The following is a 12,295-nucleotide window of genomic DNA, read 5'->3' on the forward strand; positions in this document are numbered from 1 at the left end:
TAAAAATAATAAATTAAAAGGAGACATTATGCAAGCAGTTGGAATAATTGTCGAATATAATCCTTTTCATAACGGACACGCTTATCATTTGCAGCAAGCGAAACAACAAACCGGAGCAGATTGTGTGATTGCTGTGATGAGCGGGCACTTTTTGCAGCGCGGAGAGCCTGCTCTTGTATCGAAATGGTCCCGCACAAGAATGGCTTTAGCTGCTGGTGCAGACTTAGTCGTTGAATTACCCTATGCTTTTTCTACTCAAAAAGCTGAAACATTCGCAAGCGGCGCTATTTCTATTTTAGAATCTCTTCACGCTGACTTTGTATGCTTTGGCAGCGAAAATGGCCATATTGACTCATTTACCCGCACCGCTGATTTGCTCGAAACTCATGAATCAGAACTATCCGCTTTAATTCAACAAGAGATGAAAAAAGGAAACAGTTATCCAAAAGCCGCTTCCAATGCTTTCTTACAGCTTTTCACGGAGGCTCCTATTGATCTATCTCAGCCAAATAATGTGCTTGGAATGAGCTATGTAGCTGCCATTAAAAAACAGCATGCATCTATTAAACCATATACAATCACTCGAATTCAATCACATTATCACGATGATTCACTGTCTTCCTCTTTTATTTCAAGCGCTACAAGCATACGTAAAGCTATTTTTGACACCAGCAGCCATGGGGACCTGAGCAAGCATATGCCAGTTAGTACAGCAAACGAATTAGCAGCTTACAAACAAGCAAACGGACAGTTTCATCATTGGGAGCACTATTTCCCATTTTTGAAATACAAATTATTAACTACTTCGCTTTATGACTTACAGCGTATTTATGAAATAGAAGAAGGTATTGAACATCGGCTGCTATCTTATATTTCTTCATCTACTTCATTTGAAGATTTTTTAACAAATGTTAAAACGAAGCGATATACGAGAACCCGTCTACAGCGCATGTGCGTTCATCTTTTAACCAATACAACAAAAAGTGAGATGCAACAAGCTGATCCTTATATTCGCTTATTGGGAATGTCAAAGACAGGACAAGGCTATTTAAAAACGATTAAGAAAAAGCTGTCCCTTCCTATTGTATCCACTGTCTCGCAATGTAAACTAAAAGAAATTGATACCGACATTAAAGCGACACATGTTTATAGTATGCCGTTTCAGGAGCCTCTGCGCTCTCAGTTTATGAAACAAGAATATACGCAGCCTCCTATTATTTGGCCATAAAAAAATCGTCTACAAGAGACGATTTTTTTATGGTTTCAGCTCTTCTAAATAGGTTACGGCATCCGAAAATGAATCCACGGGTACAATTTTCATATCACTGTTTATTTTTTTAGCTGTCTTCACTGCTTCTCGGTAGTTAGAGCCCGCAGCCCCTTTTTCATTTGGTGCAAAGAAAATCTCTGCTCCTTCTTTATCTGCCGCTACAATTTTTTGCGAAATACCTCCGATTGGTCCTACCTCTCCTTTATCATTGATAGTCCCTGTACCTGCGACTCGGTGGCCTTTTGTCATGTCTTCTTTAACAAGCTGATTATAAATTTCAAGCGAGAACATCAGCCCTGCTGAAGGCCCTCCTATTTTTTCAGTATCAATATGTATATCGGGCTTAACTTTTAATTCTTGGTTTGTTTCTAAGGCAATTCCTAGGCCTACTCGTTTCGGCTCGTCAGGAAATGCTTTAACTTTTAGAGTATGTTTGCTTTCTTTGCCATCTCTTTTTACATAAATTGATACTGAATCTCCTGCTTTTTTAGTCGATACGTAGTTGATTAAGTCCTCAGCAGTTTGAATTTTTTTCTCGTCTACTTTCGTCACTACATCTCCAACATGAAGTTTTCCATTTGCAGGCATATTTTCTACAACATATGTAACATATACGCCTTTATTGAGATAGGAAACGGTCTTTCCAGCTGCTTCGTATGCTACTGAAATAGCGGCATTTTTTGACGTATCCATCATATGTAATTGCCTTGTCGAGTAGTCTTCATCGCTTTCACCTTGCTGCAAAATTTGCTTTGTAGGGAAAATTTCATGAAAGTCCTGTATTTTCGCAAGACCATATGAAAGAGGAGTTGCTCTGCCCATTCTTACAGTTGTAAGCATAAACGTCCCTTTTTCATGGTATCCATCTTCTACCTTAATAATAGGCGCAAGTTCTTCTGCCATTCCAGGCTTTGTAATGTAGTACGGCAAAGGATAAAAACAAAGCATTGCCACCACTGCAATAACAGCCAAATATACCAAAATTCTAATTCTAGATTTCACTTTTTTTGTTCTCCTTCCAATGATCAATTGCTTGTAGGATAGAAGGCAACTGCTCATGTGCTGCTTGTTCACCAATTGAAATCATTTCTTGAATGTTTGTAAATGCTCGGGAACTAAAAGTATCGAGATTAGGACGAATCATAACGTCTGAAGCAATGGTTCGGTGAGCTACTAGCTCATCTTGCAAAATATCTAAACTTTGCATAATGACATCGAAAATGGAGCTGATTTCTGCATTCACTTTCGCTTTTGATACATCCACTCCAATAACAATATCAGATCCCATTTCTTTTACAACCGATACAGGAATACGGTCCACTACCCCGCCGTCTACAAGCAATCGTCCATCAATTACTTCGGGAGCAAAGATTCCTGGAATTGAAATACTTGCTCTCACCGCTTCAGCGATAGGTCCTTTTTTAAACACCACTTTCTCTCCTGTTTTCAAATCTGTCGCTACGATGGCAAACGGTATAGATAGCTGTTCAATGGTTCTATTTTGCGTAAAGGTGCGAACCAACGATTTTACTCTGTTGCCTGTAATAAACCCCATTTTAGGCACGGTAAAATCCAAATAATACTTTCGTTTGAACGTTAGCGCCATTTTATAAAGAGTTGTCAGTTCAATACCCGACGCATATAGTGCACCAACTAAAGCTCCCATGCTGCTGCCAGCTAGAAAATCAATAGGAATGTTATTTTCTGTTAGCGTTTTGATTACTCCTAAATGTGCAAAACCTCTAGCTCCACCTGAGCCTAACGCAACTCCTATTTTTGGGCTTTCCACTTTACCTGCCCCCTCGTTTTACCTTATAGACTTCTAAAAATGTAAAAACATTTGATGAGCTTCTCTATCATTGTTGCCCTGTCTTCGGTAGGACTATTCTTCATTTTCTATTTGTTCATTTAGTATGAAGCTAAAGATATGTTTTGCTCAATCCACGGTGGTTATTAAGCATTATACTATACTGAAGGTTGTTTTAAGAAATTCTTACTCTTCGCTTGCTGCGTATACGTTTTTTTACTCCTTGACTATCCTAGAAGTGCATTGATTTATGTATATGAATTGTATTTCCAAATGTGACAAGACGCCTTTTTATTCAGTATGAATTTATTTTCTCCTTACTCATAGGCATAAAGTCAATGCATAGCTTCGTATATTGATATATAGAAGAACTTGTACATTTGCCTAAAACTCCTCATTTCATTCGTATCAAAATGACGTGAGCTTAGAAAAGGAGATGAATCGTTCGTTGAATAAATCGATGGTGAAAACACTTCTGCTCGGGACGAGCGTAACGCTTCTCGCTATTGCGCTTATTGTATATCCAAAAGAAGCGCTAGAAGGTTCAGTAAGAGGTCTCAACACATGGTGGAAGGTCGTCTTTCCTTCTCTGCTGCCCTTTTTTATTGTTTCAGAAATGCTTATTGGGTTTGGCGTAGTGAAGTTCATTGGAATCTTATTAGAGCCGTTTATGAGGCCTTTATTCCGAGTACCTGGAGTAGGGGGTTTTGCTTTAGCAATGGGCATGGCTTCTGGGTTTCCTTCAGGTGCAAAAATCACTTCCCGGCTGCGTCAAGAAAAGCAGCTAACAGCTATCGAAGCTGAAAGACTCGTATCATTTACTAACTCATCTAACCCTATTTTTATTTTTGGGGCTGTGGCAGTTGGCTTTTTTCACAATCCAGCTGTCGGTATCATATTAGCTCTCTCTCATTACATAGGGAATATTTGTGTAGGACTGGTGATGCGTTTTTATGGATCAGCAAAACCGAAAGGGCAAGTAACTCAAAAACCTTCTTTATCGTTAGCTTTTCATGAAATGCATAAAACGCGTTTAAAAGATAAGCGTCCTATCGGGAAGCTTTTAGGAGATGCAGTTACTTCTGCTGTTCAATCTCTCTTAATGATTGGCGGTTTTATCATTTTATTTTCTGTATTAAACAAACTTTTATATGTTACTCATATCACGGCCGTTTTAAGCAGCGGTCTAGCTTATTTATTTTCCCTGTGTCATATAGGGACTGAACTCAGCCTTCCCTTTATTTCAGGGCTTTTTGAAATCACGCTAGGAAGCCGTCTAGCAAGTGAAGCACCAGACACGCTGCTGTTTCATCAAATTATCATCGTTAGCTTTGTATTAGGCTTCAGCGGTTTCTCCGTTCAAGCACAAGTAGCTAGCATACTCGCCGAAACAGATATTCGATTTTTCCCGTTTTTTATTGCACGCATTTTTCACGGCTGTTTTGCGGTAGTATTCACTATCTTTCTATGGGGTCCTCTTCGAGAATCCATTACTACTTTTCAAGCATCTGAAGGAGCACTGCCGGTTTTTTCTCACTTGGAGTCCGTTACGATTCTATCGCAGTGGCTAAACGTGTACGGTCCGCTCTTAACGATTTTTACGCTGTGCTGCTATATTTATATATATTCAAAACGAACGTTTCTTCATCGTTCCTAGTAAAAAAAGAACGTGACGTTTTCTTATCGGCAAAGAAAACATCACGTTCTTTTTTATCTTATTTTTGAGACAGCTGCTCAAATTTTTCCGCAAGCGCTTCTCTAACAGGGGGAGGAACTAATTCAGAGATATTCCCGCCATATTTAGCTACTTCTTTTACAATACTAGAACTTAAAAACGAATATTGATTATTTGTCATCATAAATAACGTTTCGATTTCTTTATCTAATACGCGATTTACAGATGTGATTTGCATTTCGTACTCAAAATCCGATACTGCACGCAAACCTCTTAAAATGGTCTTTGCCTGCTTTTCTTTTGCATATTCCATTAATAATCCGCTGTACGACTCTACTACTACATTAGGAAGTGATTTTGTTACTTCTTTCAGCAAAGCTACTCGCTCTTCCCCTGTAAATAGAGGACTTTTTGAAGAGTTATTTAAAACAACTACATAAATCGTATCAAATACATTTGCGCCTCGTTTAATAATATCAAAATGTCCATTTGTAACTGGATCAAAGCTTCCTGGACAAACAGCTATACTGCCCATACGTATCCCCTTTCTACATCTAACAGCTCATTGATTTATTCAACTGATTCTTCTTTTTTGTATGTATAAATAGAAACACCAATGATACCGTACGTTTCGCTTTTTATTTTTTCAAATAAACCAATCTCATTATCTAAATGTACATCATGAGAATGCTCTGCTACAATAATTCCTGTTTTTGCTAGAAGGTTTTCTTCACTTACGGTTTCGATAAGCGCTTTCAACTTTTGTGCTTTATACGGTGGATCAAGCAAAAGTAAATCGACAGTCAGCTCCCTTTTCTTTATCGCTTTCAGTGCACGTTCTGCATCATTTCGATACACTTCAGCGCGGTCTTCTAACCGGCAGGATGCTAAGTTTGCTTTAATCGTCTGAATCGCTTTGCCATCCCGATCCACAAAAATGACTTTATCTATTCCTCGGCTTAGAGCTTCAATTCCCAAGCCACCGCTTCCACCGAACAAATCAAGAGCTGTTCCACCTTCAAAAAACGGTCCAATCATATTAAAAATAGCTTCTTTCACCTTATCTGTTGTAGGGCGGGTTGAGTATCCTGGAACCGCCTTTAACGCATGGCCTTTATATAAACCTGCTACTACTCTCATCCTTATCACTACCTTACTTTTACTTCCTTATTCTTCATTATCCTAACATATTTTGAATTACAAAGACTAGCAAAAATCCTCAATTTATTCAATGCTGGATACATTCTGTGCAATAACCCAGCAGCTTGCTTTTATGCTGGACTTTTACGACCGTCTCCTTAGATATACTGATTCTTTTCTAAAAGATACAACTATGAAGATCATTCCGCATTTCGTTCATAGAAGATTTCCTTTACTTTAATATGTCATAATAAACGTAAATTTACCCTTTTTCTCTGTCATGTTATCAGTCTTTTATGTTTTAAAAATTGAATTTCACAAGACAGGTATATGAACGTTTAAAACGGACATACTGACTAGTAACAACATCATCTAACCGATGTTGTTGCCAACCGCGGAGAAGACTTACGTTTCCCCATAAGTTCTTCCTCCGGTTTCTCCTCTCCCTTTGCCTTCATCAAGGTGCTTGTAATCGCAGAGGTGATTACACCCCTTTATTGAAGGGCCCTACAATGAGTAGTTGTAGGGATTTTTTTATTTACTCTTAAAATATTCAGTGATACATTAAACTACGTGAGTTTGCTTTTTTAATACATAAAGGGGGAAATACATATGATTCAGCGTTTTATTGAGCTCGGAGAAGGGTATTCAGATATTTATGAGCTGTTAGAGATTGTCAAAAGCAACAAACATCGTCTTGCTCATCTTATTATGCTGCGAACAGTAAAAGAAGATCGAACAAGTAGCTTCTTTTGTCGCTGTCTTGCATCCAACAGCTGAAGGAAATTTCCAACCGCTTTACGTTTGCCGAGAAGGAATTGTTTTAAAACAAAACGACAGCAAGCGCGTTGAGTTATTTAAACAAGCTGCTGAGGAAGCAGGGAAAGAAATTGTGGTACTCGATGTCAAACCATCTACTACCTTTCCAGAAACAGCTCTATACTATCAGCATCTGATTGGCATTTTGCGAATGAACCGCTTTATTCCGCCGATGCAGTAATCTCATCCCTGCCTATTCGTTTGCTAAAGGGGAGTAAAATAAAAAAAGGAATGTACATCACATTCCTTTTTTGTTTAAATTCCTATCTTATAGTCATATTCCTTTGCTTTATCAGGCTTCGAATTTTCGAATTCTGTTTTTAAAAACGGCCGATAAGAAGGATCTACTTTCTTCACAAAAGGTAGAGACTGAAGTTTATGGATTGTTTTTTCAATGCCATCTTGGTTGCAATATAAGACAACATACTTTAATTCTTTCGATACGTAATGTACATTTCCGTACTTGCGCAATGCTTTTGCTTGCTTAACAGAATGCACATACGCCACAATTCCTTGACGTTCAACAAACATATTTAGTTCCCCTTTTGCATACGTTATATTGGTTTTCTTTATCATAAATTCTTTTATATGAAGTAGGTGCTTTATGTATGAATTTAGATGATATTTGGATGCTCTTTCTTACTCATTTTAACGAGCACACAGCTATTGAACAAGTCATTTTCAAAAAAATCACAAATATACCCTTCTTGTATATAAACACATCAATTGAGCGTAGAAAAATAGATGAGCTTCTAGAAGCTTCATCTATTTTTGCTACATCCAATACGAATGCTACGTGGCGCTCGACTTTTGTCAGAAGTCAGCATCTTACTTATGTCTATCAGCATAGGTTTTACGTTCCACAGCGTAAAATGGCCTGCTGCGGAAATTCCTGTGCTGATTGCATTCGATTTATACAGTGAACGGCTTATGCGCTGCACCCACAGCTTCCACCAGATCCGCATCCACCGCCGCAGCTGCTTCCCGTATCAAAAAACGGATTTCCCGTTGGTACTTTAACATGCTCGGAAACAGCTTGACCAAGGATAACGCTAATTTCATCAAGCAGCTTTTGTAATTCATTTTCTGCTTTTTTGAACGCAGCGATTGTCGCGTGTAAATCAACTTGACGCTTTACATCACGTACTTGTCTCGTAATGGTTTTATAATCAGGATGATATTTTCCAAATCGCTGAACATCCTCATACTGTTCCTTTATTTTCACAAATTCAGCAATTAATGCCTGTGCATGTGAATCTTTTTTTAATCTATATAAACATTGACGATAGTTCTCGGCTACGTCTGATTGTAACACCATGTTAGCTACATGATCAGACTCATCGAGCAATTCAACAGTTCTCATTGTTGTCAGCATAGCTGTGCACCTCCGCTTTTATCTTATCACGTTTTGGATCTAAAGAAAAAGAACTTGCTAAAACAGCTTACACTGATTTACTACAAGTTCTACTTTTTAACTATATAATTTCAACCGTAAAGGTATTCCTCACTTGATAACTTTCTTCTTTAGATTTCATCAGTTCAATCGTAACCGTATGAGATCCTTTTGGAAGATCACTTAAAACAAAGGCTGCTTGCTTCATTTCTTTAAATGGTTTTCCATCTACTGTGATTTGAAGAAATCCACTCTCTGTTGAAAATGAAAACCCGCTTAGAATACATTCGACGTACACGTTCTGCCCTTTCACATGCTGATGTACCATCAGTGAAGGTTTTGCATTCATTGCACCAAACGTTTCAGCTGCCCGCGGTTGAGAGGAAGTTTTAGTCTCAGGTTTTGGTTTATCATGGTTGCATCCTAGCAGAGAAACTACACATAAGGCCGTCGTTAATAGTAAGCGCATAATACCATTCCTTTATCATTCGTTTCTCCATAGTGTTTACAAACTCTTTGTTTTTACTCATGATATGCAAAAATCTCTGCATCACTATGTATGCAGAGATCATTGATTTTTCATGGACTGAAACATATGAAACATCATGTTTGCCATTTGAATTGAATTCGAAAATTTTTCAACTTTATGAGGAATGGTTTGTTTATAGTAGTGTTTGGATTCTAATTCAAACTTCTCCAGTTCTTCAGGATTTCTAGATAAGCGCCGGTACCACATTGGCTGTTCACGAACGAAGTCGTTAAGCTTAGGACGAGACTGCATATATTCGTATATATCTTTTCTCATTTCGTTTAATCTTTCCTAAAGCCAAATGGATTCCCTGGCCCGGAAGCTGCTCCTCCACCTGATGGCTTAGATGGTTGAAATTGCTGCAGTACTTGTTGAATATTCGAAATCGCTGAATTTACATTCGTGATATGATTTTGCATTTGATTCAAGTCCATGTTTTTCAGCGAGGATACAATTGTACCCATAATATCTTTTTTCTCCTCTGTGGCAGCAGCCGGTTCAGCCTTCGCACTTTCTTCTGAACGATATGCCTCCCACATTGGATCTTCTGCACCGAATAAATACCAATCTTCATAAAGCTCTTTCCACGTTTTTTGCTGCTTTCGAACCTGTTCCACTAATTTTGGATGTGATTTTACAAATTGCTTAAATTCCACAACGGACGGATGAAGCTCTCGTTTGGTTTCCTTCACAGTCACTCACCTCATACTTAAATATAGCCTACTATATCTTAGAAAAAGAGAGCTCGTTTCGTGCGTCTATTTCAAAAATTTTTTATAGCTGTTTTTTTGAAGAAGCACGAACTGTGAACCAGTATGTAATGGAGATAGATAAAATGCTTAGCCAAAATGTAAAATAACCAATTTCAGACATATACGCATTAAGCATGCTGTATCTTGGCATCATAGAAAAAACGTAATCAATGATATCATTATGTACAGCCCATACAGCGGCAACAGCTAAATGCCATAATTTAATCCGGTAAAACGGTACGTATAAAAGCCCTTGAAAAGCCATTGCTGCATGAGAAGCCATTAACATAAGCATCATCCAATCAATGTATCCTGTCAACACATAGACCAATACATTCATTACGACGGCCCAAATCCCGTATTTAAACAGCGTGATCATTGCTAAAGCTTCAAACAGTGAAAAATGCTTTCCAAGTAAAAGACCGATAAGTACAATAACAAAAAACAAACTTGCCGTTGGACTATCAGGCACAAATAATAAAAACTTCTTAGGTGTTTCCGCTAATTGACTTCCATACCAAATATATCCGTAGATTGTTCCTAATATATTCACAATCAGCAAAAGCGTTAAAAAACGCTTATCTTTTAAGGTATACCATAACCAAGCCATTTAGAAAGTCTCCTTTACATTTGATCTCTTCTTTATTATGTACAGTTTTTGAACAATAGCAAGCACCTATCTCATTGATGTAAAACACAGCATTAAATAAATTCAAAAAAAAACCAGCCCCTTGGCTGATTTTCACTATTCTTTCCCTAAGTTTCCGACAAATTCCGAGAGCGTTTTCAATTCTTTATCTGAACCTTTGAAAACACCTTTTGGCATATTGCCTTTACCATTTTTTGCGATATTGGCGATTTCTTCAGGAGATAGATCAATTCCTGTTAAAGCTGGAGCCGCAGGGCCTCCCTGTAAGTTATCACCATGACAGGTCAAGCACGTTTGCTCTTGCATGATTTTGTAGCCTTCTGAATTTTTGTCAATCGCTACTTCTTCTCTAATTTTCCCTTGCTCTTCACGCGCTTTCCAATCCACCTGTGTCGCTGACTGCCACGTTAGGAAAAAGACTGCTGCTATAGCCAAAAGCATGAATCCTGTTGCAAACGGCCTCTTAGCCGGTCTTCTTTCTGGTCCTCGATCAATGAACGGAGCAAGCATTAATGCGCCAAATGCAATCCCTGGAATAATAAATGCACCTATAATATTATATGGACCAGAAGCAAATGAATATTTAAGCAATTGATATAGAAACAAAAAATACCAGTCAGGAAGAGGCAAGTACCCCGTATCAGTCGGATCGGCAATACGTTCAAGAGGAGATGGGTGAGCGATGGTTAAACATAGATAACCGATTAAAAAAACTGCCCCTACCATCCATTCTTTCAATAAAAAGTTTGGCCAGAATGCTTCTGTTTTCCCTGGAAATTCAGAGTAATCTTTTGGAATATTGGGTTTTCGTTCTGCAGGAACACGTGAATCTCCAACAAACTTCATCCCTTTACCACGATGCATGTTCTCCCTCCTTTTTCTCACTGTTCTAGTGAAAGTACGAACAACGGAGTATGTGCTTGATGCATATGATGACTAGTGTGATTGACTAATTGAATAAAGCGTATAAAATTTTATAGTGGTCCTGAAATTCCTTGTTTGCGAATCATTAAGAAGTGGGCACCCATTAAGCCAAGTAGGGCTCCGGGTAAAAAGAATACGTGAATGGCGAAAAAGCGAGTTAGTGTTTGAGCACCAACGATGTCTGGATGTCCTGAGAGTAATGTCTTCACTTGCTGGCCTATAATCGGTGTGGATTCAGCAATTTGCAAACCTACTTTCGTTGCAAATAGCGCTTTCATATCCCACGGCAACAAATAACCTGTAAAACCTAAACCTAACATAACAAAGAAAATTAACACACCCACAATCCAGTTTAACTCGCGGGGTTTTTTGTATGCTCCTTGGAAGAAAACACGAAGTGTATGTAAAAACATCATGACGATAACCAAACTTGCTCCCCAGTGATGCATACCTCGAACAATTTGTCCGAAAGCGACTTCATTTTGCAGATAATAAACGGATTCCCATGCATTTTTTATATCTGGTACATAATACATGGTTAAAAACATACCTGATAAAATTTGAATAACGGTAACAAAAAACGTTAATCCACCAAAACAATACACAAATGCTGAAAAGTGATGTGCAGGATTTACGTGTTCTGGCACTTCATGATCGGCCACATCTCGCCATAAAGGAGTAATATCTAGCCGTTCATCCACCCAGTCATAGATTTTATTCAACATTTTCTATGCCCCTCCTTGTGGTTTGGCTTTTCCTAGATATAACGTACCGCCTTTTACCTTTTGAACGTATACATCTAACGGTCCCATCGGTGGTGTCCCAGGTACATTTTTACCGCTTTTTTCATACATTCCCCCATGACAAGGGCAGTAGAAACGATGTGGATAGTTTTTGTCACCAGCCCAGTTAACCGTGCAGCCTAAATGCTTACAAATTGGTGACAGCGCGACGATTTCACCTTTATCAGTTTTGTACACCCAAGCCGATCTTGGTTCTTCTGATTTATGCCACGCATCCACTTGCTTGATTTTAAAATCGACACGTTTCGGCTCTTTTGTAATGTCTTTAACCTGCGCTACAGCTACTAAATCCTGACCCGCTTCTTTTTCCAAAATTGGGTCTACTGCAAAGCGCACCATTGGCATTAACATTCCAGCAGCCATAAATCCTCCTACACCAGTGAGCGTATAGTTTAAAAACTGTCGTCTTGATACCCGATCACCCATGCTTTTCCCCCCTTTAAAAAAGTTCAGTCCAGAGAATTTTGGACACATGATGGACCATTCTATTAAACTAGGACATAATCATGATATATTAATATTTCTGGAAGGTCA

At 38.5% G+C, this 12,295-nt stretch carries 16 protein-coding genes and 1 pseudogene; 4 read left to right on the forward strand and 13 right to left on the reverse strand.

The annotated features are described in order from the left end of the window. Positions 1 to 28 precede the first annotated feature (28 nt). Positions 29 to 1,228: a nucleotidyltransferase gene (locus ACO1DI_RS06115; RefSeq protein WP_115654865.1), complete on the forward strand. Its 1,200-nt coding sequence runs from the start codon at positions 29 to 31 to the stop codon at positions 1,226 to 1,228. Between the two features lie 27 nt (positions 1,229 to 1,255). On the opposite strand, the gene ACO1DI_RS06120 is transcribed toward ACO1DI_RS06115, so the two are convergent. Together ACO1DI_RS06120 and ACO1DI_RS06125 are read right to left on the reverse strand one after the other, a co-directional pair. Beyond that, positions 1,256 to 2,272, reverse strand: a complete 1,017-nt coding sequence (locus tag ACO1DI_RS06120; protein WP_423145167.1) for a SepM family pheromone-processing serine protease — start codon at positions 2,270 to 2,272, stop codon at positions 1,256 to 1,258. Further along, on the reverse strand, positions 2,262 to 3,059 hold the full coding sequence (locus ACO1DI_RS06125) for a patatin-like phospholipase family protein (protein ID WP_208732896.1): 798 nt from the start codon (positions 3,057 to 3,059) through the stop codon (positions 2,262 to 2,264). Before ACO1DI_RS06125 ends, ACO1DI_RS06120 begins: the two co-directional genes overlap by 11 nt. A 466-nt stretch (positions 3,060 to 3,525) precedes the next feature. Here ACO1DI_RS06125 and ylbJ point away from each other — a divergent pair, with 466 nt between their 5' ends. Then, entirely contained in the window at positions 3,526 to 4,734 is a 1,209-nt protein-coding gene (gene ylbJ / locus ACO1DI_RS06130) for a sporulation integral membrane protein YlbJ (RefSeq protein WP_014458363.1), read from the forward strand. Positions 4,735 to 4,792: 58 nt separating this feature from the next. On the opposite strand, the gene coaD is transcribed toward ylbJ, so the two are convergent. Together coaD and rsmD are read right to left on the reverse strand one after the other, a co-directional pair. Next, positions 4,793 to 5,287, reverse strand: coding sequence for a pantetheine-phosphate adenylyltransferase (gene coaD, locus ACO1DI_RS06135; RefSeq protein ID WP_013058982.1), 495 nt, complete (start codon positions 5,285 to 5,287; stop codon positions 4,793 to 4,795). A 35-nt stretch (positions 5,288 to 5,322) separates the two neighbouring features. Beyond that, positions 5,323 to 5,892, reverse strand: coding sequence for a 16S rRNA (guanine(966)-N(2))-methyltransferase RsmD (gene rsmD, locus ACO1DI_RS06140; RefSeq protein WP_013084870.1), 570 nt, complete (start codon positions 5,890 to 5,892; stop codon positions 5,323 to 5,325). 612 nt (positions 5,893 to 6,504) lie between these two features. On the opposite strand from rsmD, the pseudogene ACO1DI_RS06145 reads away from it, so the two are divergent. After that, positions 6,505 to 6,892: pseudogene (locus ACO1DI_RS06145) on the forward strand (DUF7147 family protein). A gap of 74 nt (positions 6,893 to 6,966) precedes the next feature. On the opposite strand, the gene ACO1DI_RS06150 reads toward ACO1DI_RS06145, so the two are convergent. Then, entirely contained in the window at positions 6,967 to 7,242 is a 276-nt protein-coding gene (locus ACO1DI_RS06150; protein ID WP_013058985.1) for a YlbG family protein, read from the reverse strand. Between the two features lie 77 nt (positions 7,243 to 7,319). On the opposite strand from ACO1DI_RS06150, the gene ACO1DI_RS06155 reads away from it, so the two are divergent. Further along, complete coding sequence (locus ACO1DI_RS06155) at positions 7,320 to 7,634, forward strand: hypothetical protein (RefSeq protein ID WP_115654867.1); 315 nt, start codon at positions 7,320 to 7,322, stop codon at positions 7,632 to 7,634. Positions 7,635 to 7,639: 5 nt separating this feature from the next. On the opposite strand, the gene ACO1DI_RS06160 is transcribed toward ACO1DI_RS06155, so the two are convergent. The 8 genes from ACO1DI_RS06160 to ACO1DI_RS06195 form a co-directional block, all read right to left on the reverse strand. Further along, positions 7,640 to 8,086, reverse strand: coding sequence for a YlbF family regulator (locus ACO1DI_RS06160; protein ID WP_014458360.1), 447 nt, complete (start codon positions 8,084 to 8,086; stop codon positions 7,640 to 7,642). Between the two features lie 100 nt (positions 8,087 to 8,186). Next, positions 8,187 to 8,573 carry a hypothetical protein gene (locus ACO1DI_RS06165; protein ID WP_014458359.1) on the reverse strand — a complete coding sequence of 129 codons (387 nt, stop codon included), beginning with the start codon at positions 8,571 to 8,573 and terminating at the stop codon, positions 8,187 to 8,189. Positions 8,574 to 8,672: 99 nt separating this feature from the next. Next, on the reverse strand, positions 8,673 to 8,909 hold the full coding sequence (locus ACO1DI_RS06170) for a YlbE-like family protein (protein ID WP_013058988.1): 237 nt from the start codon (positions 8,907 to 8,909) through the stop codon (positions 8,673 to 8,675). A 5-nt stretch (positions 8,910 to 8,914) separates the two neighbouring features. After that, positions 8,915 to 9,325, reverse strand: coding sequence for a YlbD family protein (locus ACO1DI_RS06175; RefSeq protein ID WP_013058989.1), 411 nt, complete (start codon positions 9,323 to 9,325; stop codon positions 8,915 to 8,917). An 82-nt stretch (positions 9,326 to 9,407) separates the two neighbouring features. After that, positions 9,408 to 9,995, reverse strand: coding sequence for a DUF1405 domain-containing protein (locus ACO1DI_RS06180; RefSeq protein ID WP_042991912.1), 588 nt, complete (start codon positions 9,993 to 9,995; stop codon positions 9,408 to 9,410). 135 nt (positions 9,996 to 10,130) lie between these two features. Beyond that, positions 10,131 to 10,898 carry a menaquinol-cytochrome c reductase cytochrome b/c subunit gene (locus ACO1DI_RS06185; RefSeq protein ID WP_013058991.1) on the reverse strand — a complete coding sequence of 256 codons (768 nt, stop codon included), beginning with the start codon at positions 10,896 to 10,898 and terminating at the stop codon, positions 10,131 to 10,133. A gap of 110 nt (positions 10,899 to 11,008) precedes the next feature. Beyond that, complete coding sequence (qcrB, locus tag ACO1DI_RS06190) at positions 11,009 to 11,683, reverse strand: menaquinol-cytochrome c reductase cytochrome b subunit (protein ID WP_013058992.1); 675 nt, start codon at positions 11,681 to 11,683, stop codon at positions 11,009 to 11,011. A gap of 3 nt (positions 11,684 to 11,686) precedes the next feature. Beyond that, complete coding sequence (locus tag ACO1DI_RS06195) at positions 11,687 to 12,187, reverse strand: ubiquinol-cytochrome c reductase iron-sulfur subunit (protein WP_013058993.1); 501 nt, start codon at positions 12,185 to 12,187, stop codon at positions 11,687 to 11,689. Positions 12,188 to 12,295 lie beyond the last annotated feature (108 nt).

This window comes from Priestia sp. 40 (genome assembly GCF_049368575.1).
GTDB lineage: Bacteria > Bacillota > Bacilli > Bacillales > Bacillaceae_H > Priestia > Priestia zanthoxyli.